This is a genomic window from Mesorhizobium sp. RCAM 06353, assembly GCF_059683585.1.
On record NZ_CM185031.1, the window covers coordinates 3,221,720 to 3,243,770 of the forward strand.

General features: G+C 63.7%; 20 protein-coding genes. 5 read left to right on the forward strand and 15 right to left on the reverse strand.

Features of this window, described 5'->3' with window-relative positions; translation table 11 throughout:
• Positions 1-3: 3 nt before the first annotated feature.
• Together AC56QX_RS15350 and AC56QX_RS15355 are read right to left on the reverse strand one after the other, a co-directional pair.
• A complete protein-coding gene (locus AC56QX_RS15350; RefSeq protein WP_497117086.1) occupies positions 4-1,152 on the reverse strand; it encodes an amidohydrolase in 1,149 nt (382 codons plus the stop codon).
• Positions 1,153-1,306: 154 nt separating this feature from the next.
• Positions 1,307-1,750: an SRPBCC family protein gene (locus tag AC56QX_RS15355; protein ID WP_027044406.1), complete on the reverse strand. Its 444-nt coding sequence runs from the start codon at positions 1,748-1,750 to the stop codon at positions 1,307-1,309.
• A 247-nt stretch (positions 1,751-1,997) separates the two neighbouring features.
• Between AC56QX_RS15355 and AC56QX_RS15360 the strand changes: the two genes are divergently transcribed.
• The 4 genes from AC56QX_RS15360 to AC56QX_RS15375 are packed head-to-tail and all read left to right on the forward strand — an operon-like array spanning position 1,998 to position 5,864.
• Complete coding sequence (locus AC56QX_RS15360) at positions 1,998-2,858, forward strand: FAD binding domain-containing protein (protein ID WP_497117088.1); 861 nt, start codon at positions 1,998-2,000, stop codon at positions 2,856-2,858.
• Entirely contained in the window at positions 2,858-3,334 is a 477-nt protein-coding gene (locus AC56QX_RS15365) for a (2Fe-2S)-binding protein (protein ID WP_497117089.1), read from the forward strand. Before AC56QX_RS15360 ends, AC56QX_RS15365 begins: the two co-directional genes overlap by 1 nt.
• 2 nt (positions 3,335-3,336) lie before the next feature.
• Positions 3,337-5,601, forward strand: coding sequence for a xanthine dehydrogenase family protein molybdopterin-binding subunit (locus AC56QX_RS15370; protein WP_497117090.1), 2,265 nt, complete (start codon positions 3,337-3,339; stop codon positions 5,599-5,601).
• 17 nt (positions 5,602-5,618) lie between these two features.
• Positions 5,619-5,864 carry a MoaD/ThiS family protein gene (locus AC56QX_RS15375; protein ID WP_497117091.1) on the forward strand — a complete coding sequence of 82 codons (246 nt, stop codon included), beginning with the start codon at positions 5,619-5,621 and terminating at the stop codon, positions 5,862-5,864.
• A 250-nt stretch (positions 5,865-6,114) separates the two neighbouring features.
• Here AC56QX_RS15375 and AC56QX_RS15380 read toward each other — a convergent pair whose 3' ends face one another.
• The 9 genes from AC56QX_RS15380 to AC56QX_RS15420 form a co-directional block, all read right to left on the reverse strand.
• Positions 6,115-7,254: a LamG-like jellyroll fold domain-containing protein gene (locus AC56QX_RS15380; protein ID WP_497117092.1), complete on the reverse strand. Its 1,140-nt coding sequence runs from the start codon at positions 7,252-7,254 to the stop codon at positions 6,115-6,117.
• A 198-nt stretch (positions 7,255-7,452) separates the two neighbouring features.
• Complete coding sequence (locus AC56QX_RS15385) at positions 7,453-8,871, reverse strand: PDZ domain-containing protein (protein ID WP_497117093.1); 1,419 nt, start codon at positions 8,869-8,871, stop codon at positions 7,453-7,455.
• 125 nt (positions 8,872-8,996) lie between these two features.
• A complete protein-coding gene (locus AC56QX_RS15390; protein ID WP_497117094.1) occupies positions 8,997-10,550 on the reverse strand; it encodes a hypothetical protein in 1,554 nt (517 codons plus the stop codon).
• Positions 10,547-12,472, reverse strand: a complete 1,926-nt coding sequence (locus tag AC56QX_RS15395) for a hypothetical protein (RefSeq protein ID WP_497117095.1) — start codon at positions 12,470-12,472, stop codon at positions 10,547-10,549. The genes AC56QX_RS15390 and AC56QX_RS15395 overlap by 4 nt, the downstream gene beginning before the upstream one ends.
• A 44-nt stretch (positions 12,473-12,516) precedes the next feature.
• Positions 12,517-13,359, reverse strand: a complete 843-nt coding sequence (locus tag AC56QX_RS15400; protein ID WP_497117096.1) for a MotA/TolQ/ExbB proton channel family protein — start codon at positions 13,357-13,359, stop codon at positions 12,517-12,519.
• A gap of 457 nt (positions 13,360-13,816) precedes the next feature.
• A complete protein-coding gene (locus AC56QX_RS15405) occupies positions 13,817-14,782 on the reverse strand; it encodes an ornithine cyclodeaminase family protein (protein ID WP_497117097.1) in 966 nt (321 codons plus the stop codon).
• Between the two features lie 153 nt (positions 14,783-14,935).
• Positions 14,936-15,472, reverse strand: coding sequence for a hypothetical protein (locus AC56QX_RS15410; RefSeq protein ID WP_497117099.1), 537 nt, complete (start codon positions 15,470-15,472; stop codon positions 14,936-14,938).
• Positions 15,469-16,302 (reverse strand): SPFH domain-containing protein, encoded by an 834-nt coding sequence (locus AC56QX_RS15415; RefSeq protein WP_497117100.1) that lies wholly within the window; start codon positions 16,300-16,302, stop codon positions 15,469-15,471. The genes AC56QX_RS15410 and AC56QX_RS15415 overlap by 4 nt, the downstream gene beginning before the upstream one ends.
• A gap of 88 nt (positions 16,303-16,390) precedes the next feature.
• Complete coding sequence (locus AC56QX_RS15420; RefSeq protein ID WP_497117102.1) at positions 16,391-16,876, reverse strand: hypothetical protein; 486 nt, start codon at positions 16,874-16,876, stop codon at positions 16,391-16,393.
• A gap of 387 nt (positions 16,877-17,263) precedes the next feature.
• Between AC56QX_RS15420 and AC56QX_RS15425 the strand changes: the two genes are divergently transcribed.
• Complete coding sequence (locus AC56QX_RS15425; protein WP_497117104.1) at positions 17,264-17,677, forward strand: DOPA 4,5-dioxygenase family protein; 414 nt, start codon at positions 17,264-17,266, stop codon at positions 17,675-17,677.
• Between the two features lie 85 nt (positions 17,678-17,762).
• Here AC56QX_RS15425 and AC56QX_RS15430 read toward each other — a convergent pair whose 3' ends face one another.
• The 4 genes from AC56QX_RS15430 to AC56QX_RS15445 all read right to left on the reverse strand — a co-directional run bounded on the left by AC56QX_RS15430 (position 17,763) and on the right by AC56QX_RS15445 (position 21,993).
• Positions 17,763-18,896, reverse strand: a complete 1,134-nt coding sequence (locus tag AC56QX_RS15430; protein WP_497117105.1) for a substrate-binding protein — start codon at positions 18,894-18,896, stop codon at positions 17,763-17,765.
• Between the two features lie 66 nt (positions 18,897-18,962).
• Entirely contained in the window at positions 18,963-19,235 is a 273-nt protein-coding gene (locus tag AC56QX_RS15435) for a hypothetical protein (RefSeq protein ID WP_497117106.1), read from the reverse strand.
• A gap of 91 nt (positions 19,236-19,326) precedes the next feature.
• The gene (locus AC56QX_RS15440; RefSeq protein WP_497117107.1) at positions 19,327-20,871 is read right to left on the reverse strand and encodes an HD domain-containing phosphohydrolase; all 1,545 of its coding nucleotides are present in this window, start codon (positions 20,869-20,871) and stop codon (positions 19,327-19,329) included.
• Positions 20,872-21,045: 174 nt separating this feature from the next.
• Positions 21,046-21,993: a helix-turn-helix domain-containing protein gene (locus AC56QX_RS15445; protein ID WP_497117109.1), complete on the reverse strand. Its 948-nt coding sequence runs from the start codon at positions 21,991-21,993 to the stop codon at positions 21,046-21,048.
• Positions 21,994-22,051 lie beyond the last annotated feature (58 nt).

Sequence of the window (22,051 nt, forward strand, 5' to 3'; positions counted from 1 at the left end):
AACTCACCCCAGCAGATTGCGTGCCGTGCGCATGAAGATCTTCGAGCCGATCGGGATCAAATCGTCGGGAAAATCATAGTCCGGATTGTGCAGGGAAGGGTGGCGTTCGCCTGCGCCGAGGAAAAACATCGCCGACTTCGCACTATGGCCGAACAGGCCGAAATCTTCCGAGGCGCGCATCGGCAGGGCTTCTTGCCCATGCACGACACCTTCTTCGTCGAGGGCGCGCTGCAGATGCTCCACCGCATCCGGCGCGTTGACGCTGGCGACGAAGATCTCGTGGTACTCCCAGCGGGCGGAAAGGCGATGCCGGGCAGCGATCTCCTTGACCAGCGCTTGCGCCGCGGCGCAGAGGTCGGCCATGCGCTCGTCGCGGCGGGTGCGCAGCGTCGCCCACACCTCGGCATGCGCGGGCGCGATGCCGAACACGGCTTCGCCCATTTCGGCATGGGTGACGGTGACCATGGAGAAATCGTCGTCGGCGAAGGTGGCGCGGCCGAGCGCGGGCAGTGCCGGCATCAGCTCCGAGATCGCCGGCATGGGCGAGATGCCGGTCTCGGGCATGGAGGAATGCGCGGTCTTGCCCTCCAGCACGATGCGCATGCCGCGCGAGGCGCAATTGACCACGCCGGGCTTGAGCCTGACCTCGCCGAACGGCACGCCGGGCAGATTGTGCAGCGAGAAGGCGAAGTCGGGCGCGATCTCGCCGTAGCGGGGATCGGCGACGACGCCGGCGGCGCCATTGCCGGTCTCTTCCGCCGGCTGGAACATCAGCACGACGCGGCCGCTGGCTGGCCGTTCGCGCCCGAGCTGACGGCCAAGCGCGGCCAGGATGGCGGTGTGCCCGTCATGGCCGCACATATGCGACTTGCCCGGCACCTGCGAGGCATGCGGCACGCCTGACAGTTCCTCGATCGGCAGCGCGTCGAGCTCGGAACGGAACAGCACGGTCGGTCCGGCCTTGCCGCTGTCGTAGACCGCCGCGACGCCATGCCCGCCGAGGCCGGTCAGCACCCTGTCCGGCGCCGTGTCGGCGAGGAAGGAGACGACTTCTTGCGCCGTCTTCTCCTCTTCATTGGAGATTTCCGGCTGCCGGTGCAGCTTGCGCCGCCACTCGGTGATCTCGATGATGTCCCGGTTGGTTAGGGTCATGCTTTGCGCCTCCACTGGATTTCTCGCGATACGCCCGGTCGCCCGGGCGCATCAGAAACCGATATGGAATTGCTAGCGATAAACGGCTCTACCCGCCAAGTCCAAATTCCCTGACTTCGGCGGGCCAGAAACGCGGCGCTCTGCCCGGATCGCCCTATTGATTGATCTCGGGCTCGACCAGCTTTGCCAGGTTTCGCAGCGATTCCTGCCAGCCGAGATAGCAGGCCTCGACCGGGATGACGTCGGGGATGCCGGCCTGGGTGATGTCGATTTCGGTGCCGACCGAGACTTTCTTCAGGATCACGGTCACCTGGATCTCGCCGGGCAGATTGGGGTCGTCGAACCTGTCGGTGTAGCGCAGGCGCTCGCCGGGAACGAGTTCGAGATACTCGCCGCCGAAGGCATGGCTGCCGCCCGTCGTGAAGTTGCGGAACGACATCTTGAACGTGCCGCCGACCTTGGCCTCGAGGTGATCGACCGTGCAAGTGAAGCCGTTCGGCGGCAGCCACTTGGCCAGCGCATCGGCTTCGACGAAGGCGCGATAGACCTTTTCCGGGCTGGTGGTGAGAACGCGGTGCAAACGTACGGTACCGGGCATATGCTGTCCTTTCATGATGTCTGTTCGATGCCCCAAGGACGAACGGGGCTTGACCAGTCCGACATAGGGTCTCAAATTTTTTCGGGAACCCGGCCGCAAGCCTGTGTAGCAGAGCAACGGCAGTTCAGACCGATTTGGGACTCGATTTTCTGCGGCTGGACCAATCGTCGCAAATGACGAACCGGATAGCCATTATGAGGCGATTGTTTATAACGGTCGCTGAAATCGCGATATTCAAGGGGAGACGATGCGCTACATACGTCCGCTTTCAATCGAAGATGCCGTTGGCCAATTGGCCGGATCGGCTGGCATAGCAGCCATTCTGGCCGGAGGCAGTGACCTGCTGGTGAGGATGAAGGGCGGTTTTGTCGAACCCGACCTGATCATCGACATCAAGTCGATCGCCGGTCTGAGCGAGATCCGCGAAACGGCCGAGGGCTTCAGCATCGGCGCCACTGTCGCCTGCGCCGTGCTGGGCGAGAACGCTGCCCTGAAGAAGGCATGGCCGGGCGTGGTCGAGGCGGCCAAGCTGATCGGCTCCAAGCAGGTGCAGGGACGCTGCACCATTGTGGGCAATCTCTGCAACGCCTCGCCGGCCGCCGACAGCGTGCCGGCGCTGGTGGCCGCTGGCGCCAGGGCGGTGATCGCCGGCCCCTCAGGCAAGCGCACGATTGCCGTGGAGGCCGTGCCGACCGCGCCGGGCAAGACCTCGCTCGTCAAGGGCGAGATCATCGAGGCGATCCTGCTCGACAAGCGCACACCGCATTCGGGCGATGCCTATCTGCGCTTCATTCCGCGCACCGAGATGGATATCGCCGTGGTCAGCGCCGGCGTGAACCTGACGATCGATGGAGCCGGCGTCGTGACGGCGGCCCGTGTGGCGCTGGGTGCGGCTGCTCCCACCGTGCTGCTGGTCGAAGAGGCCGCCGAGGCGCTTATCGGCAGGAAACTGGATGAAGCCGCCCTTGAGCGGCTGGCAAAAGTCTGCGCCGGCGCCTGCCGTCCCATTGACGACAAGCGCGGCACCATCGATTTCAGACGCAAGGTTGCGGGTGTGCTGGCCACGAGAGCCGCAACGACCGCCTACGCACGTGCAGGAGGCAAATAATGGCTGGTATAGCAGTCTCGACGACAATCAACGGCGACAACATCGAATACCTCTGCCAGCCTGACGAGACGCTGCTCGACGTGCTGCGCGACCGGCTCGGGCTGACCGGCGCCAAGGAAGGCTGCGGCACCGGCGATTGCGGCGCCTGCTCGATCATCCTCGACAACCGGCTGGTCTGCTCGTGCCTGGTGCTCGGCGCCGAGGCCGAAGGCCGGCGCATCGAGACCGTCGAAGGCATGGCGCAGGGCGACCAGCTGCACACGCTGCAGCAGAAATTCCTCGAGCATGCGGCGCTGCAATGCGGCATCTGCACGCCGGGTTTTCTGATCGCGGCCAAGGATCTGCTGGCGAAAAACCCCGACCCGACCGAGGAAGAAATCCGCTTCGGCCTGGCCGGGAACCTGTGCCGCTGCACCGGCTATGACAAGATCGTGCGCGCCGTCCAGGACGCAGCTATCGTGATGAAGGGAGCCTGAAGATGAATTTCGATCCGCGTTTTTCCGGGCGTAAATTCGCATCCGTCGGCACACGCCCCATCCGCCCCGACGGCGTCGACAAGGTGACCGGCCGCGCCCGCTACGGCGCCGACTTCAACATGGCCGGCCAGCTGGTCGGACGTGTGCTGCGCAGCCCGCATGCGCACGCCATCATCCGCAAGATCGACACCTCGAAGGCCGAAAAGCTTCCCGGCGTGAAGGCGGTGATCACCGCTGCCGATCTGCCTGACCTGACCGATGGCGATGCCGCCATGTACGACATCCTCGACAATTGCATGGCGCGCACCAAGGCGCTCTATGACGGCCATGCGGTGGCCGCGGTCGCCGCCGTCGATGCCCGCACGGCACGGCAGGCGCTGAAGCTGATCGAGGTCGACTACGAGCTGTTGCCGCATGTTACCGATGTCGACGAGGCGATGCAGCACCACGCCCCGCTGATCAACGACACGATCTTCACCGAAGGGCTGGAGGAAAAGCCGGTAAAACCCTCCAACGTCACCAAGCGCAGCCAGTTTGGCCATGGCGATGTCCATCAGGGCTTTGGCCACGCCGACTTCATCGTCGAGCGCTCCTTCAAGACCGAGCAGACGCATCAGGGCTATATCGAGCCGCATGCCTGCGTGGCGAGCGTCTCGTCCGACGGCACCGCCGACCTCTGGGTCTGCACGCAGGGCCATTTCGTCTATCGCCAGCATTGCGCGCAATTGCTTGGCATGGAAGCCTCGAAACTGCGCGTCACCTCGTCGGAGATCGGCGGCGGTTTCGGCGGCAAGACCCATGTCTGGGCCGAACCGGTGGCGCTTGCGCTGTCACGCAAGGCCGGCCGGCCGGTGAAGCTGGTGATGACCCGCGACGAGGTGTTCCGCGCGTCGGGCCCGACCAGCGCCACCTCGATCGACGTCAAGATCGGCGCCCGCAAGGACGGCACCATCACCGCCGCCGAAGCGACGCTGCGCTACAGCGCCGGCCCCTATGCCGGCTCCTGGGCCGAGATCGGCGCCATGACGGCGTTCGCCTGCTACAAGCTCGATAACGTCAAGACCGTCGGCTACGAAGTGCTGGTCAACCGGCCGAAGACCGCGGCCTATCGCGCGCCGTCGGCGCCGATGGCGGCGTTCGCGGTGGAAAGCGCCGTCGACGAGCTCGCCAAGGAGCTCGGCATGGATCCGGTCGACTTCCGCATCAAGAACGCCGCGCAGGAAGGCACGCGCTCGTCCTACGGCCCGGTCTACGGGCCGATCGGCATCGGCCCGACGCTGGAGGCGGTGAAGAACCATCCGCACATGAAGGCGCCGCTGAAGAAGAACCAGGGCAGGGGCATGGCCTGCGGCTTCTGGTTCAATTTCGGCGGCCAGACCTGCGTGGACCTCAACATCGGCATGGACGGCTCGGTGTCGCTCGCCGTCGGCACGGTGGATGTCGGCGGTTCCCGCGCCTCGCTGTCGCTGGTGGCGGCGGAGGAGCTCGGCATCGACTATGCCCAGCTCAAGGCGGTGGTCGCCGACACGTCTTCCCTCGGCTACAACGACATGACCGATGGCAGCCGCGGCACCTTCTCCTCCTCCATGGCGACCATCTCGGCCGCCCGCAACGCGATCAAGATTCTGCGTGAGCGCGCCGCGCAGATGTGGGACATTTCCGTCGACGATGTCGTCTGGGAACAGGGCCACGCGGTCGCCAAGGGCGAGAAGCACGGCAATCTCGGCAAGCTGTCGCTGAAGGAGATCGCGCTGCAGTCCGGCAAGACCGGCGGGCCGATCGCCGGCCACAGCGAGCTTGTCGCCGACGGCGCCGGCGTCTCCTTCGCCACCCATATATGCGACATCGAGGTCGACCCCGAGACCGGCTCGACCCGGGTCATCCGCTACACGGTGGTGCAGGATGCCGGCAAGGCGGTGCACCCGACCTATGTCGAGGGCCAGTACCAGGGCGGTGCCGCGCAAGGCATCGGCTGGGCGCTCAACGAGGAGTATATTTACGGCAAGGACGGAAGGCTGCAGAACGCCGGCTTCCTCGACTACCGCATCCCGGTCTGCTCCGACCTGCCGATGATCGACACGCAGATCCTGGAAATCCCCAACCCCAACCACCCCTATGGCGTGCGCGGCGTCGGCGAAACCTCGATCGTGCCGCCGCTGGCGGCGATCGCCAACGCGGTGTCGAACGCGGCGGGCGTGCGCATGACCCACATCCCGATGTCGCCGCCACGCATCCTGGCGGCGATCGAGGCGGAACGGGGAGAGTAGGGCGGAGTTTCGGGCCAGTGGTCGAAGTCACCCTTTGGGGCGCCCTCGGCCAGCTTGCCGGTGGCAAGAGCAAGGTCGAGGTCGAGGCCAAGGACATCAGGGAACTGTTCAGGAAACTGGCTGAACAGTATCCCGGCTTCGAGCCGTGGATCGACCGCGGCATTGCCGTGGCGATCGACGGGACGATCTATCGGGACACGTGGAGCAAGGAGCTGCCAGCGGGGGCGGAGATTTTTTTGCTGCCGAGGTTGGCTGGGGGGTAGGGGGCAGGTACGCCACTGTTTGGCATCAAGGTCTCGCACGTCTTGGTAGGGGCCGCAAGCAGACAGTCTGTTGTCCAGATAGTGCGAGCAAGAAGCGGCCGTTCCGCCGAAACATTCAAATTTCACTGCCCGCCGCTCAACACCTAGAGAGATCGTGTATCGAGCATCGGGTCTCTCGGCAAGATCGGCCAGGTGTTCGCTGCCCGGAAGTATTGCCTTGGACCTATCCAACGTAAGTCCGCGGCAAGCGTCATGGTCTTGGAAGGCTGGCTTCGATTTTGTCCGCCATGCCCAGCCCACTGTTGTTAAGCCGGACTGTGCCCTCGAGTGTCGCTGGGCGAATATCGTCGTTCACTCCGACGTGTAGCCTTGGAGCGACCAGGGTCGCGATTACGACGAGACTGCCTGAACGCGACACGGAGCGGGCCCACTCGGCTTGCTGATCTGGCGACATCCGCCAAATCCATTGGAACAGCCTGTCATCACCCTCAAATTGCGAGTGCCCCTGTGTGTACAGTTCACCAGGGCGTTGAACTTCATCCGCATAGGGTTGAGAGGTGTCGTTGCCAACGTAGGCTGCGGCCTCGGCTTCGGTTGGGTAAAAGCGGTAGGTGAGTTCACCGGTGATGTTGTCCTGATTTGCCTGCAGGGATGTCACGATCTCGGCGGTGCCATATTGCGGACTGAGATCGAATTTGACCGACGTAACAATAAATCCCTCAGGCGCCAGCCCGACTTTCCCCAACCTCAGCAGCCCATCGAAAATACTTCCCTCCGTAACGCTATTCGGCAAGAGCACGCTGAGTTCGGTGAAGCCAAAAACCGCGCTGCCGAATGGCGATGACACGGCATGGAAGCCGATGTAGCTCGGTCCTGACGACGGTATATCGCCTCGAATCGAACCGACCTGCGAACCATTGACGTAGAAAATCGCCTCAACTCCGTGAGTGGCAACGCCAATGAGATTCGAGGCGCCGATTCCGGCCTTTGCTGCCTTCACATTCTTCATCGGCAGCACTTCACTCCACTGGCCATTGCGGTTTCTATAGGCTGTCACGTAACCGCTGGACGTTACGACAAAGAGATAGAAATTCTGCGGATCCTGGCCCCAGAATGTCAGCCCCGCGCCACTTGTCGCCAAATCAGGTGTGCTGATTGTTCGAACCCTTGCGAAGAATTCGACGTCGCCGAAGTTTCGTTGGACATGCGTCACCCCTGAACTGGTGTTTGGCGGAGGCGTGAGCCTCAACTCGCCGTTCCCAATCTCCAGAATGCCGTCGAATTGACCCCAGAGCGTATCGCCTACCTGAAAGTCATCAAGGAGCAAGGGCAGCCCATCCGAGGCGCCGGACGCCTGCAAAGTGCCAAGCAGCAATCCGATGATGATCACCCAACCTGCCTTGTCGATCGACGCGAGCGCAGCCGTTCGGTGAAAGCGCTGGAATGCCAGGCGAAATCTCTGGACCCAACTCCTTCGCACGCATTTAGGATCGGTATGTCCGAAATCCCTATTGGTCGGGGCAGGGGTTGGGCATCCCTGCCGGGGCGAAAAGAACGTGTGGTACCGTCTTCTCATCTCGTCGCCTCGTCAGTCATGTGGCGGCGTTGCGGGCCGTACCGAGATGCTCATGCGCTCGCCTCCTCTGATGAGAGCGACCAGATAGTCGTGACCGGGTTCCGCGGAGGCCACGGAGTCGACAAACTCCTTGGTCGTCGCCGCGGGCTTGTTGTCAAAGCTCGTGATCACATCGCCTACCTCGACGCCCGATGCACGTGCGGGGCTGCCAGCCGAGTAGCCATCGACCACGACGCCGTCGGGGCCACTCATTCCAAGTGCGCGTGACAACGCGTCACCAATTTTATGGATCTTCAAGCCTACGAAAGCGCGGCGCGAGGGATCTGGCGCCGGCGGTGCGGTGTCAGGAAAAATGCGCGCCCGTAGTGGCTCCAACGATGCGACGACGGGTGTTCGGATCGCCTTTGGCAATGCCGCGATTGCGTCCGCATAGCGACCGGCCGGGAGAAGCTCATCCGGTATGGGGGCGCTTAGCGGCGCCATTTGCCCAGCTCGCAGGAACCAGATTGCTGCTTCGGCGGGTTTTGGACCGCCGAGGGTGCCTACGGCCAGCCAATGGCCAATCAAATAGCTGACCTCACCTTCCTGAGCAGGAGGCAATGCACCACGAGCGACGCGCTCGAGCAGCCAGCCGAGAAGAGGCCGCGGCCACGCCGCTACCTTCGCGGCTCCTATCGGCTTTCCACCAGAGAGCACACCTTCAACAAAACAAAGGTCCGCGACCATATCCTGGTTCGCCGCGCGGCGACCGAGTTCGTCGACGACGGAGGTGTCGCCTTTATGCAAGATCGAGCAAAGTTGATATGAAGGAGAGGGAAGATGCTGCACCTCGATCTTCATGGCGCTCGCGCGCCCGAGGGCGTCGGCTGCGCCAAGCCTGATCCCGGTGATGAGGGATACCGCCGGATCGTCTCCTCCCGATGTGAAATCCGGCAATCCGGCATAGGCGCGCGCCACGCTTTGCTGTAGCGGCGCAACGGCCGGTGAAGCGGCGATCGCGACGTCCATCGCCACGATGTCGCCGAGCGGCACGCCGCGTTCCGCGGCTGCCAGCGCCATCGCATAGGCGCGACCATTTCGATCCGCTTCGCTGCCTCGAAACCATTGTATGGAAAGTGAAAGTGCAGCCGACGGCTGGCCAAGCACGAAGGCTTGCTCGAGCAGCGCCACGCGATCGGTGTCGCTTGGCGTCTGCTCCGCGAAAAGCCGCAAAAGCAACCCCAGCGCGTCTGGTCCAGCTCCTGCCGCCGCAAGGCTCGCCGCGATCGCTGGAAGCTTCACGGGATCGGGAGAGACGCCCGATGCCCATCCCCGGAAATCCGGCGGGACGGGCTGGAAGCGGGCTCGGTGTTGTGATCGCACGATCGCTTCGATCCGCGCGCTGCGATCCGCATCGACAACGAGCGCCGACCCGGCTCCAGCATCAGTCAACGATGACGGTGCGTCCTGCGTCGGCGATGGGTTCGCGGGTCCGGCCGCCCCTAGGACGCCTGCGACAATTGCTGAAGCCCAGTGGCGGCGAGCTCGCGCTATCGGGCGGTTGCAAATGAAGAAGGTCATGGCACACCGAACTCGGTGGCGAGTTGGTTCACCAATTCTCGCTGTCCTTCGTTCAAGCCTTGCCTTACGCGTTTGTAGCTTTCCCGAGCGGAGGTGAAGGCCTTGTCATCCGGTGCTTTGCCGGCGAGCGACAATATCAGCCAAACAGCGGCGTTTGGCCCGTCTGGCGTCACGCCAGCCAGCCCGCGCTCGCAGATGAACGCTACCATTTGCTGGCCCTCGGGGATCAGCCCCAAGGCAGAAGTCAAAGCGCCGACCGGGAGGCGATCATAGGGCCCCTTGAATGACGGAGCCTGCAGCAGCGCGAGAGCAAGCGCGCTGTCGATGGCAGGTGCCTTGCGGTCTCCAATTGCAAGGTAGACATCGGAAATTGCTGTCCAGTTCTTCGCCGCGGTTGCAGCAAAGAAGTTGGCTCGGCGCTGCTTGGCCAAGGTCATGTCGAGACCACGTTTGGTGAAGAGCATATCGAATTTAGATGGATCCTGGACCGCCGCCGTCTCCAGCATAGCGCTTAAGTCTGGAGCGCTTGCCCCCGCTGCGTCAGCAAGCTTGGCGTCGTTCGCCAGCTCAGCGATGGCGTCGCTGGAACCCAACTGCCCCGCCCTCAGGATTCGACGGGCTCCATCCTGATAATCGTTGGGGTCGGTCGATTTGCGGGCCTCGATATAGCCAAGTCCGAATTGCGACAAGAAATCCGGTCGCCCTGAATCGATTGTCTCATCGGCCGCGAGAACGGTCAGATATCGTCGAGCCGTCGCGATGTCGCCTCGCCGATAGGCGCTCAGTGACCGGGTGCCGGCGAGCGTATGGCGAAGGGCCTTGGATAAATGCAATTGAGTTTCGGCGAATGGATTCTGGCTGAGCGCATCCAAGGCCGGATCCGCGTCGCCCGGAGCGACAGGAGCAAGCGCGTTTCGTGCCGCGGCCACGACGGCAGGGCTGAGCCGGAGAAACCGCTCGAGACGGTCCGCCTGCTGTTGCCGGCTGAGGTCCTCGGCTGCTTTCTTGGCTGCTTCTTGTTGCAGTGCCAGCCTTTGGCTCTCGTCGGCATCGGCAACCGCTCCCGGCCCGGCCTTCGGCGCGTTATCCTGGACTTTCCGGCCAGCCTCTTCGGTCGGCTTACTTTCAACCGGGTGCGATGTGTCGTTGGGGCGAGGTGTGTCCGTTGATACGTCCTTCGGGACCGAGCCCGCGTGATCATCCTGGCTGGTCGGTGGTTCCGGCTTCGCGGTGGCTGGTGCGCCATGTGGCTCGGTGGACGCCACCTCGCACGCGGTTCGCAATATCCATCTGTCGGTGCAGGAGCTGTAGGCGTCGTGCGCACCAAGGCTTGCAAGGGCCAGCATCCCTACGCCGCCAGCGATCGCGGCCGGACCGATCCGGCTCTTGGTAACCTGTTTGACCGTCGGTTGGGAGACAACGACCTCTTCGGCCAGCGGCGGCGTCTTTGGCGCCAGTGGTCGAAGCTGCGCACAGCGAGGACAAGCCTCCAGCAAACTGGCGTCGAAAACGTGACCTTGGTCACACCGGACGTAGCGCTTTGCCGTCATCGCTCGTGGTCTCGATACTGCCTTGTGCCAATCGCTCTCAGTATAGCGTTAAGGTTGCTCTCGCTCGTTAGTCCGAGCGCGACCTGGTGTCGAAGCTTCGCGCTCAAACTGTCACTGAGTCCGGCCTCGGAAGCGGCTCGCTCGAGGCGATTCGCCGCCTGGACATCACCCTGATTTGCCAGCATCTGACCGAGGATGATCGCTTCCTCCGGTCGGGCGTTGCCGGAATCGACCATCGACGCGAGTTCATCCTGGATGGCGACATCGACATCGAGAGCACTGAGCGTCTTGCGGACCCGCGCACCGTCGGGCAAATCCTTCGCGTCAATACCTTGTTGGGACAGCCACAATGGCAGCTTGTCGGCGCTGAACCAGCCCTCGGCGACTCGCCGACGGATCTCGGCGATGACACTCTCGGGCGCACCGGCCTCTCTTAACCGGAACGCCCAGCGCTCAAAAGGACCGGCTGGAACCGGTTGCTGTTTGAAACTTTTGCGCGACGAGGTCTGGATGAAGGAAACCCAATCGGTGGCCGCCGCCAGGGAGATCTCTCCCTTCTCCAGTCTGCCGCCGAGATCATCGAGAAAGGCACGTATCGTGTTCGTCTCCGAAGTATCCTTGACCAGGTTTGGCGGCGCTAACAGGGGAAGAAAGCGGTTGACAAACCCCTCTCGCAAATGGGGTTTCGCCTCGGACGACGCCCAGCCGCACGACAAGCCGGCACAGGGCGCGGCGGCAATCGACTTTTGAAAGGCCGCCCGCTCCGCCGCTTCGATCGGAAGCAGCACGATACCGTCCGGTTGGAACCGGATCTTGTTGAGAATAGCAAAAGGTTCGCTTTCAAGAAGGAAAACCGTTTGAGCCCCGATCGTCCTGTCTATCCGGGTGGCCGGCCCGGGTGTGATGGTGATTGAGACTTGGCACTGCTTGTCCGATTGGCTGAGGCGATCATGCAGCGCATCTGGCCGTGCGTTCAAGAGCTTCCCATAAACCGTAAGCACGTCACCCGCCTTTAGGTCGCCGACGTCCCAATTCGCGAAACGAAGAGAGGTCGTGCCACCATCGAGGTTACTTGTGAGGACTCCGTCTGACGTCCTTGTCCGGCCCTGAGCAGTCCGGTCGACGGCAGGGTCATTGCCGGCCGGAGTGTGGCCAATATAGAAGGATGGACTTAGCCCGGGACAAGCGCCGACCAGGAACGTGAATGTCAGCATGTTCTGCATAAGCCGCTCCTGCTGCTTGAGCGGCTGAATGGCTTGTTTGAGTGCGGTATTCTCGGCAACAGAGGCTTCGAGCCTCGCCTCGGCTTTCCGCTTGTCGATGTTGAGTTGCTCAACCTGCCCTTGCAGGGCGGCGATCTGCCGGTCACGTTCCTGTGCGGCGGCCACCAGCGTTTCAATCTGACGATCACGGTCGGCCAAATCGTTCGTCAGCTTGTCGACCTGGTCGAGAAGCGCCTTGATCCTGGCATCAAGCTCGGCGTTCCTTGCGACTTCGGCCTGCAACCTTGCACGGAGATCCTCGACCTCCTTTGATAGGTCGGCGACCTTGTTCTTGAGCGGTTCCGCCTCGTTGCGGAGGCGCTCGATCGTCGCGTTCAGCTCCGCCTTCTCCTGGGACAGACGGTTTATCTGTGACGCCCTTTGATCCAATCGCGTCTTCAGTTGCGAAATCAACGTCTGCGCTTCGGCGAGCGCCGCTCTGGCGGGAGCAAGTTCGCGCTTCAGGGTCTCGACATCCGCCTGCGGAATGCCCGCTTGCTGCAAGGCCTGCTCGGCGGCGCCAAGAGCCTTCCTGGTCTGCTCCAATTGGCTGATGGCATCGCCCGCCTCATGGCTGGCCGCGGTATCCTCGGCATAGTACTTGAAGCCGAAGATCATCAGTATCAGAAAGGCGCCCATCGCCTTTGTGATTACGGCCATGAGCGCGACTTCGCCAGCCTCGGAGTGGCGACGCCGGCGTCGCATTACAGTGCGCCCCTCGCCGCAGGTTCGACATAGATCCTGTTCAACAGATTCTTGAGACAGTACTGCCCGGCCTCGTTCAATGCGATTTCCTCATGCTCCTGCACCGAGTGCTGTACGAAGGCGAGGACGGCGCTGGCGAGTAGAGCAATGAGCGTCGTGTAAAACGAGACCGACAACCCGCCAACAACAAGCCCGAGATCGATGTTGGCGGGATTGATCAAGTGGAGTGCAAGCGAAAGGCCGATGACCGTCCCGATAAAGCCAATCGTTGGAATGAGCCAAGCCAGATAGCGGATCATTTGATATCGAAGGTCGACACGGTCACCCATCAGGGAGAGTGAATTGGTCAAGACATTCATCGCTTGATCGACGGAATGACTTGCCTGGAGTTGCAGGATCGCGATCTCAACCAAATAGGGAAGGAAGCCGCTGCCATCCTCGTGCAGGCCAGCAACACGCTTGCGAATGGGACCAAGGTCATCAATCAGAAGTACTGTCGAGTCGTCTTCCGGCAGGAAACCAGCTTTGAGAAAGACCCGCTCGCGTTGTGCCGAGCGCCAACGAATATAAAGGTCGCCAAGCGCCCAGGCGAGCCCGATATAAATGAACGTTTGAATTGTGAACGGAAACGGGAAGATGCTGTAAGCTTGCCGGTCGAGGAGAAGCGCAGCCAATGGCGAGTTGAACGTCGTCAACGTTGTCATCAAGCCAACGATCACGATGGCACAGCCAACCGCGACCGCGCGAACCCGCCAGCGCGATGGAACGGATGGCCAAGACGGTGTCAGGACTGGCGCTTGAGCGTCAGAAGCAACTTCCTGCTGAGCTTCCAATACTTGCATTTTTCGCGGCCGGACAGGCTAGATGGGGGCCGCCGATGATGACTTTGATGGCGCGTAAACACAAGTGCGATCGATTTTGGACGGCATGGATCGACTGGGAGCCTGTCTTCACCGAGGGCGGAGCGCGCCGCTGGCCCATTTCCATAGCCAGCGCTTGGATCGGCGAGTGGCAGCTCCCGGAATTCGAGATCCGGCGATCGAATGACTGGGATGAGGCGCTAAGCAGCCATTCAGGATAGGCGAAGGTCGCCAGTCTCGATCTCGCGCTTGCCCGCCAGCATCGCATCCCCCGCCACGCCTTCCAGCATCGAGCGCAGCAGCTCCGCCTGGCCACCGCATCCTTCTCCGCCAAGGCCGCGAGCGTGCCCGCTTCCAGGCGCTGGGCCATGCGGTCGTTTTCCGGTTGATGGCAGGCCTTCCATCGCGCCGACCTCGCGGCCGTTCCCGCAACCTTGCCCTACACCACCCCCGCCGCCTGCGCGCGCATATACGCCAGCCCGGCCACCGCGAGGTCGCCCACGGCCATGCCCCGGAACACGAACGCCGTGGCCTCGCCTGGGCTCTGGCGCCCCGCAAAGTCGCCGCAGACCAGGCCCGTCAGGTCGCCGGCGACCAGCGCTGGGTCGACCATGGGTTTGGGCATCTGCTTTTCCTGCTCCAGATCGTCGACGACGATGCGGTCGAAGCGGCGCATGGTTGCGGGCAGCCAGGGCAGTGCGAGGTCGGTGATGGTGGTGAAGCTTCCCGGTTTCAGCCAGTTGGCGTCGAGGAACGGTTCGGGTTCGGGCACCAGGGTCACGGTCGTCACCACGATGTCGGCGCCCTCCACGGCTGCCCGTGCCGTGTCGCTGGGGATGGCTTGGAGGCCACGCGACCGCGCCATTTCGCAAAGTGCGTCGCGATTGCTCTTGCCGCGACCGAAGGCGCGGATTTCGCGCAGGGGGAAGAGGTTGGCGAAGGCCTCTAAATGGCCACGCGATTGCACCCCGCAGCCGATGAAGGCGACGGAGGACGCATCGCTGCTGGCCATGCGCCTGGCGGCGACGGCGCTCAGGCCCGCCGTACGCTTGGCCGTCACCCAATTGCCGTCGACCAGGGCCAGCGGCAGACCCGTCTCGGCATCGAGCAGCGTGATCAGCGAATTGATCGTGGCCAGTCCGCGCTTTGCGTTGCGGGGATTCACCACCAGCGACTTGGTGGCCAGCACTGGTGGCACGGAGGCGACGCCGAGCGTGGCCATGATGTAGCGGTCGTCGCCCGGCCACACGGCGGCCTTCGGCGCGCACCAGACTTCGCCCCGCCGCTGGCCGACGATCTGGCGCTCGATCTCGTCGACTATGTCAGGCGTGGAGATCGCCAGGCGATCGAGAACCGCCGACGACAGATAGGGCAGCGTCTCGGCGGCCGGGGACTGGTTGTTCATCTTGTCATGTTCCCAAGGAAACCGTCAGACTACACGATGTGCGTGGGCCCGAAAGCCTTGGCGAAGCCGGCGAGCGGTTCGTGGAGGCGGCTCATCCCGGCGGGCCGGCGGAAGGGAGGATGGGCGAGCCGCCTGTCGCGTTCATCGCTCACCTCACAGCAAAAACGTCTGCCTCTCCCGCAACGTCGCCGTGATCGCCGCAATGCCCACCTCGATCTCGCGCCTACCCGCCAAGATCGCATCCCCCGCGACACCTTCGAGCATCGAGCGTAGCAACTCCGCCTGGCCGACCAGCACCGCATCCTTCTCCGCCAGGGCCGCGAGCGTGGCCGCTTCCTGGCGGTAGCGCTGGGTCATGCGGTCGTTTTCCGGCACCGGCTGGTGGCGGATCAGGCCTTCGAGCGCGCCGACCTCGCGGCCCAGGCGCTCGAGCGCCTGGGCGTTGGCGACGACGGCCGCATCGGGGAACGGATTGGCCCGCGTCGGTGGCTGGATGTTCTCGCGGCGGTAGCGGGCCTCTGCCTCGTCGACGGCTGCCCGGGCGCGGCCGAGCAGCGAGCAGGCCATCTCGCGCACGCGCTGGTCGTCGGCGCGAAGCTGGTTTTCCTGGCGGTAGAAATTGTAGCCGTAGCCGTAGAACAGGTTGATCCCGACTTTTGCGAGCGGCCCGGCCTCGTAGAAGCGGCTCATCTTGTCGCGCCCACCTCGTCGCCCAGGGGATAGAAGCCGGTCGGCTGGCCGCCGATGTTGAAGGGCACGCCGGCGGCTGCGTTGGGCGCCGACACCGGGCCCTTGTCGGCCATGCGCAGCGCCAGATAATAGCGCACCGCCTCGATCGGGCTCAGGCCGATCGCCTGCAGCGAGATCAGTTCGCGCATGCGTTCGTCGCGCGGCGTGATCAGCACCTTGAGGTCGTTCAGCATGATGCCGTAGACCTTCAGGAAATCGGTGAGGTGCAGCTTCACCGCCTCGCGCACATCGCTGATGCGCTCGTTGATGTTCTCCATCTTGGTGACCTGGATGATCTGGTTGATCGCCTGCTCGATGGCCGGGCCGGCATAGTCGGCGATTTCCTTGGTGTCGATCACGGCACCGGCGAACGGCATGTGGGTGATGAGATCGAGCGCCTCTTCCTTGCTGTCGATGTGGATGTAGTAGTCGACGACATAGGACATCTCCGCCATCTCGGCTGAGGTGGCGATACCCTCGTTGCGGACCAGCAGCTTGGACCGGTTGATGTAGATGACCTCGTAGACCCAGGGCGAGGAGCCGCCGAAGAAGCCTTGCACGACCGATCCGACCAGCGGCTTGTCCGGCGTCTGCAGCGCGTATTGGCCGGTCTCGTAGACGTTGAGCACCGCGCCGCGCGACTTCAGGATGCAGAAATGGTTGCTTTCCACCGTCAGCAACGAGCCCGAGACGATGCTCTCGTCGACGATCTTCATCGCCACGGTCCTGGTGCCTAGCGCGTCCGTGCCGTCGCGCTGCAGCGACGTGATGACCTGTCTGGTGATTGCCATGTCGAATTCCCCTCCTGATGTACCGGCACGCCCAGCGCGTGCCCGATGCCTGTTGACTTGCGGCTGAGCGGAGCTGGCTGGCTCCGCCTCAGCGATTTGTCTGTCGCGCTTTCGCCGGCCCTGATTGGCGCGGCGAACAGAGGCCCTTGCCGCCGAATTGTTGCTGCAGCCGGGCGGTGCGGTCGCTGCGCTGGCGGTAGCCGCCATCGCCGTCGAGCAGGTATCTTGTCCGCTGTTTTTCACGCGGCTGCTGTGCTGTTCGGGCGGATGAGATGGCCCGCACGATCGGCTCGATGGTCTCGGCGGATTTGCGGTCGGTCCCGATCCTGGTGTCCTGGATGGCCCGGCCCACGGCCTGCTCGATCAGGTCCTTGCTGTTCTGGCCAAGGAAGCTCGAGACCAGCCCGGCGACATCGACAGCGATGTCTTCGACCTTGTCATCGTCGGTGAAGGCGGCCAGCGGCGAAGCCGGGCGGCCGGTTTCTGGCTGAACGGCTTGTTCCGGGCGCCGGTTCTTGCCCAGCTGCCGCCAGAGAATGAATGCGAAGATGAGTGCAAAGACAAAGAACGACATTCGACCAGCCCCGCTCAGTGGTCCGCGTTGATTGCAGAGATGATGGACGCCGCCCGTCCAGCGCGTCTTGGGCGCCGCACGCTCTCGTCCTCAGGCACGAATGGCCAGCCTTCCGGCGGATCAATGGCGGTGCCTGTCGACTTCCCTCCCAGTTGACGCGTCAAACACATTTCTTCCCGGACGGGGCTGTCCGGGAGGCATGCAAAAGCTGTGTCGTTGATAAGGGAAGTCTCAAATGGCAGCCATACACAATATCGCGAGCTAATATGGGCGCGGCCATTGCTGGTCATCGCGGCAGGAGCGCAACCCTCTGGATGGTTGGGTGGCCTTGCTTAAGACCGCGTTCTTGGGCTCAATGGCCGGACACGTTGCGGGGAGGGCATCGAGATGAGTGAAGACAGACCACGGCCGCTGGCGGAGATTGCCAGCTATCACGCCCATATCTATTTCGACGGGCAAACCGAGCGGCAGCATGCCGAGTGGCTGCGGCTTCGCATCGGCGAGCGGTTCCGCGTGCGCCTGGGCAATTGGCACGACAAACAGGTCGGCCCGCATGACCAGCCCATGTACCAGGTCTCCTTCGCCAACGAGATTTTCGGCACGCTGGTTCCGTGGCTGATGCTGAACCATGGCGGCCTGAGCATCCTCATCCACCCGAACACCACCAACCCCAAGCGCGACCATCTGGTCGACCCGGTCTGGATCGGCCGGCCGCTTGATGTGCACGGCGATACGCTTCCGGACGATCACGAGGCGGAAGAGGCGCTTGAGGTCAACACCGAGCCGTCGCTGCCGGCGTAGCCGTTCTTGGCGGGGGAGCAGCCCATGTGGCGGGCGATATCCTCACCGCCTCGCCACTTGGAAGAACGCGATCGTCTCCACCAGCTCAGTGCGCGCCGCTCAGTTGAAGTTCGCTGGTAAGCACTCGTTCGTCAGGATCGATCGGACCCAGGTTCTTGACGACCCGGAATCGACCATCCCGCGCCTGCGCGATGTACATGTTCATGCGAACGTGGTGCTGGCCGGGGACCATTTCGGCCGGGCCACCCGGGCCCTCGCTGATCCGGGCGTGATCGAGCGCCCGGATGACCGCGTCCTGCTCGATCGTACCGGCCTCGTTCACCGCCGCTTCCCACATCTTGATCGCCCGGTAGTGGCCGGTGCAGCCGCTGCCCGCGGTCAACATCGCGCTGCCGGGGAAACGGTCCTGGTAGCGACGCAAGAGTGCACGGCCAAACGGGTCCTCGAGTTCCTGATAGTAGTCGAGGCAGCTGTAGAGGCCTTCGATCTGCTCGGAAGGCACGAGATTGAAGAAGTTCTCGTCGAAGTAGGTGCAGATGATCTTGCCGCCGCGTTTGCCGAAGCCGGCACTGTGCAGTTCTTCGAGAAACGGCGTCAGGCCGGGCGGGACGATGGTGTTGAACACCACGTCGGTGCCGCTCGCCATGATCTGCCGCACCGTTCTCCGGAAATCGACGGTATCGAGCGGGAAATACTCCTCGCCGACGATCTCGCCGCCATTGGCGCGCACCACCCGGCTCGCCGCCTTGTTCAGCAAATGGGGCCAGATGTAGTCGGCCGACGGCAGGTAGAATTTTTTCGCCCCGGTGCTCTTCATCAGCCATGGGATCAGGGGCTCGACCTGCTGCGCGGGCACAGGGCCCGTGCAGAAGATCAGGGGATCGTTTTCCTGTCCCTCATACTGTTCGGTGTAGATGTAGAGCGTCCTGCCGCGCACGACGGCCTCGCTCTTGATGGCCTGGCGGGTCGAGCTGTAGATGCCGCCGACGACCAGGTCGACCTTGTCGACGTCTATCAGTTTCGCGGTCCTTGTCTTGGCGACGCTGTCCGTGGTCTCGCCGTCCTCGATGACGACCTTCACCGGCCGGCCCAGAAGGCCACCCCTGGCGTTGATGTCGTCGACGAGCATGGTCGTGAGGTTTGCGTTGGCGATGCCCATGAAGGACAACGCGCCGGTGAGTTCGGCGACAAGGCCGATCTTGATGGGTTTCGGGTCCATTTCATTTCTCCGATCTTGGGGGCGTGGAGCGCGCGGCTGCCGGTAGCAGGCGGCGCGCGGCGCACGTCAGGCTTCGTAGTGGCCGAGCAGCATCGCCGCCTGCGGCTTGCCCATGTGGCCGGCTTCCTGCAGGATCGCCGGAACTTCGGGGTCCGACACGAAGTTCTTCCAGCCCTCGGCGTCCCAGTCGAAGATCGCCCAGATGCGGTCGGGCTCGCTGGGGTCGCGGAACACGGTTGCACCGTTCGAGCCGTGCAGCCGGCGCTTGTCGGCGCCCTTGGTCGAAAAGATGTGGATGAAGCGGTCAACGTCCGCCACCTTGGTCGTTGCGAGAAGCATTTGATTTTCCTCCTGTCGGTCGCGGCCATCATTGGTCCGTCGACAGGATCACGATGCGCGCTCCGGAGCGGGCGCACATGGGGTGGATTCCCTATGCCTGCTTTTCGCCCGGCCGGACAAGGCCATGCTCGACCGCGTAGAGTGCCGCGGCGGCGCGGGTGGCCACGCCGATCTTGGAATAGACGCTCTGGATGTGATGATCCGCGGTCTTGGGCGAGATATCCAGCTTCCGAGCCGTTTCCTTCGCCGTAAGCCCGGCGGCGATCAGGCGCAGCACCTCGATCTCACGTGGCGTCATTCCGGCCAGGGGCCGAGGCGGCGCCCGGCGCGACGGCTGCCCGGCGAAGGATAGCACGGCCTCGGCGGCGTCGGGGCAGATACAGCCCTCACGGATGGCGGCGCGCAACTGCATCGCAGCCGCCTCGCTGGACAGCGCCCTGCGGTGAGGACGTTCCTCTCGCGACGTCTGGAACGCTTCGGCAGCGGCCAGGATCCTCGCCGCCGGGGACAGGTCGGAGCCGCCGACCTTGCGGTGATACCCGGAGCCGTCCAGGCGTTCGTGATGGCGCAGGACGAGCGCTGCCATCGGCTCGCCCTGGCGACCGAACGAGGCCAGCGCCCGCTCGCCGTAATAAGCGTGCAATCGCGCCGCGTCGCGTTCGCGCACCGACAGCGGACCGTTGCGCATCCAGGTCGCCACCGGCACCACGAGTTCGCCGATGTCATGGATGCAGCCCGACCAGCGCAGCGCGCGGACCTCAGGGGCTGGCAGCCCCATCCGTTCCCCCGCACCCTCGGCCAGTTCCGCCACCATCCGCGAATGGCCGTACGTAAACGGCATGCGCATGTCGATCATGTCGGCGATGGCGAGGAACGCCTCGTCACAGGCGGCCTCGTCCAGCGTCGCCGGCGGTTCGGGCTCGAGCGCCAGGATCGTCTCGCGGTCCACCGTCGCGCCGATTCCCTGCATCAGCGTCGGCGCGTTGGCCGAGACGAGCCGGGCCAGTTCCGCCTCGTATGGGCCGTCGGCGCGGCTGGCGATGATTTCGGCCATTCCTTCGATACCAGCGGCATCGCTGAGCGCAATGGCATCCTGCGCCAGTGTGATCAGGCGCACGGCTGGCAAAACATCCTCGCCGCTCAACCCACGCGGCAGGCCCTTGCCGTCCCAACGTTCGTAAATCTGTCCAAGATTGCGTCGCACCTCCCCAGGCAGGCCCAGCCGCTCGCCGATCCGCTGTGCGACCTCGCAATGCGCGGTGAGCACTGGGCGGGCCACAGCAAGCGCCTGTGACATCGCGGCCTCGATCGCCTTGGCCTGCGCGTCAGGATCGAGATCGTAGTAGAGCCGCTTGAAGGCCTGCACGAAGACCCTGCCCAGCTCCGCACGGTTGCCCATGTCGAGACCGACAAGATCCTGACGGAGCGCGATTTCGTCGCCAAAGGCGGCGGACAGCAGGTCCGTATCCGCGTTGCAACCGACATAGCGGAGCATCGACTGGTGGTAGGCGTTGCGCCGATCTTGTTCTGAAAATCCCGCAAGATCGGCGATCCGCATCGCAAGCACGCAGGATTTCAGCGCGAAATCACGAGAATGGCCGGTGGCAAGGTCCGAAGCATAGGCGAGGACCATCATGAAGTCCGCCCGGCGGATCGAGACGTTTGGCATCGCCCACCTCCCAATGGCCCCACGTTAGCCCCGTGTACCGCCAACACCTAGGGAAAAGTCCTACGCCTGATGTACTATCCTTCGAGAAACAGATCGTCCGGCTGGTCAACCCCGGCCATCCACGACAGTCGATTTTCGCCCCTAATGCACCACCGCCCGCAGCCGCTCGCGCAACTCGCGCGGCGCCACATCGTACCGGCTCTTGAAGGCGCGGGAAAAATGCGCGCTCGAGTTGAAGCCGCAGGCGAACGCGATTTCGGAGATCGAGGCCGAGGCGCGGGCGGGGGACAGCAGCTCTTCCTTGCTGCGCTCCAGGCGGCGGTCCCAGACGAAGCGTTCGAGCGTCGCGCCTTCGCCTTCGAAGGCGCGGTGCAGATAGCGGCGCGAGCAACCCATGTGGCGGGCGATGTCTTCCGCCGACAGGCTGCTGCGCGCCAGGTTGGCGTCGATATAGGCGACGATGCGCTCGCGCAGGGCTTCGAGCGGCGAGCGGCGGAATTCGGGCGCCATGGGCTTGGCCTGGATCAGGCCGTTGACGAGCTGGACTAGGCTGTCGCCGACGCGCCGGCTGCCGGCCTCGTCCAGTCTGTGCGCCTCGCCGATCGCCATCTGCATCAGGCCGGAGACGATGTGGGTCAGGCTGTCGCCGTTGCCGGGCAGCGGCAGGGGCGCCGAGAGCCGGGCGAGCGTGTCATCGCCGAAGGTCGAGCGCGGCACCTGCAGGATGAGCTGGTCGACATCGCTGAGGTTCTGCAAGGAGTAGCTGCGCACCGGGTCATAGATGATTGCCGATTGCGGGCCGAGGTCGACGGCGATTTGCTGCTGCTCGAAGCGGCTGCGGCCCGAGAGCTGCATCAGGATTTTTATCGCGTCGGGGTCGAAGCTGCGCCAGAACAGCCGGTCGTTGAGCACCAGATGCGAATTGGCCTTGATCTCGGACAGCCGGCAGGCGCCGAGATTGACCGACACAAGTTGCGGGATCGACGGCACCGTGCCGCGCGGGAAGCGCTGCGTGATCGGGCCGAACAAAAGGCGTGATGTCGACAGGAAAGCCTCGCCATCGGCGATGCTGACATGATGGGCGTGCATGTGTTTCCTCCTCCAAACAAGCCTTCCCGTCTTGTCGCGGGTTTGCGGTCGGCAGGAA

Excerpts from the sequence above, each read along its gene's own strand:
- AC56QX_RS15410 (WP_497117099.1), bottom strand. The coding sequence starts at position 15,472 with ATGAGCCGCTTCTACGAGGCCGGGCCGCTCGCAAAAGTCGGGATCAAC.
- AC56QX_RS15405 (WP_497117097.1), bottom strand. The coding sequence starts at position 14,782 with ATGAACAACCAGTCCCCGGCCGCCGAGACGCTGCCCTATCTGTCGTCG.
- AC56QX_RS15425 (WP_497117104.1), top strand. The coding sequence starts at position 17,264 with ATGAGTGAAGACAGACCACGGCCGCTGGCGGAGATTGCCAGCTATCAC.
- AC56QX_RS15390 (WP_497117094.1), bottom strand. The coding sequence starts at position 10,550 with ATGACGGCAAAGCGCTACGTCCGGTGTGACCAAGGTCACGTTTTCGAC.
- AC56QX_RS15360 (WP_497117088.1), top strand. The coding sequence starts at position 1,998 with ATGCGCTACATACGTCCGCTTTCAATCGAAGATGCCGTTGGCCAATTG.
- AC56QX_RS15395 (WP_497117095.1), bottom strand. The coding sequence starts at position 12,472 with ATGGCCGTAATCACAAAGGCGATGGGCGCCTTTCTGATACTGATGATC.
- AC56QX_RS15370 (WP_497117090.1), top strand. The coding sequence starts at position 3,337 with ATGAATTTCGATCCGCGTTTTTCCGGGCGTAAATTCGCATCCGTCGGC.
- AC56QX_RS15445 (WP_497117109.1), bottom strand. The coding sequence starts at position 21,993 with ATGCACGCCCATCATGTCAGCATCGCCGATGGCGAGGCTTTCCTGTCG.
- AC56QX_RS15400 (WP_497117096.1), bottom strand. The coding sequence starts at position 13,359 with ATGCAAGTATTGGAAGCTCAGCAGGAAGTTGCTTCTGACGCTCAAGCG.
- AC56QX_RS15350 (WP_497117086.1), bottom strand. The coding sequence starts at position 1,152 with ATGACCCTAACCAACCGGGACATCATCGAGATCACCGAGTGGCGGCGC.
- AC56QX_RS15435 (WP_497117106.1), bottom strand. The coding sequence starts at position 19,235 with ATGCTTCTCGCAACGACCAAGGTGGCGGACGTTGACCGCTTCATCCAC.
- AC56QX_RS15420 (WP_497117102.1), bottom strand. The coding sequence starts at position 16,876 with ATGTCGTTCTTTGTCTTTGCACTCATCTTCGCATTCATTCTCTGGCGG.
- AC56QX_RS15440 (WP_497117107.1), bottom strand. The coding sequence starts at position 20,871 with ATGATGGTCCTCGCCTATGCTTCGGACCTTGCCACCGGCCATTCTCGT.
- AC56QX_RS15365 (WP_497117089.1), top strand. The coding sequence starts at position 2,858 with ATGGCTGGTATAGCAGTCTCGACGACAATCAACGGCGACAACATCGAA.
- AC56QX_RS15415 (WP_497117100.1), bottom strand. The coding sequence starts at position 16,302 with ATGGCAATCACCAGACAGGTCATCACGTCGCTGCAGCGCGACGGCACG.
- AC56QX_RS15430 (WP_497117105.1), bottom strand. The coding sequence starts at position 18,896 with ATGGACCCGAAACCCATCAAGATCGGCCTTGTCGCCGAACTCACCGGC.
- AC56QX_RS15355 (WP_027044406.1), bottom strand. The coding sequence starts at position 1,750 with ATGCCCGGTACCGTACGTTTGCACCGCGTTCTCACCACCAGCCCGGAA.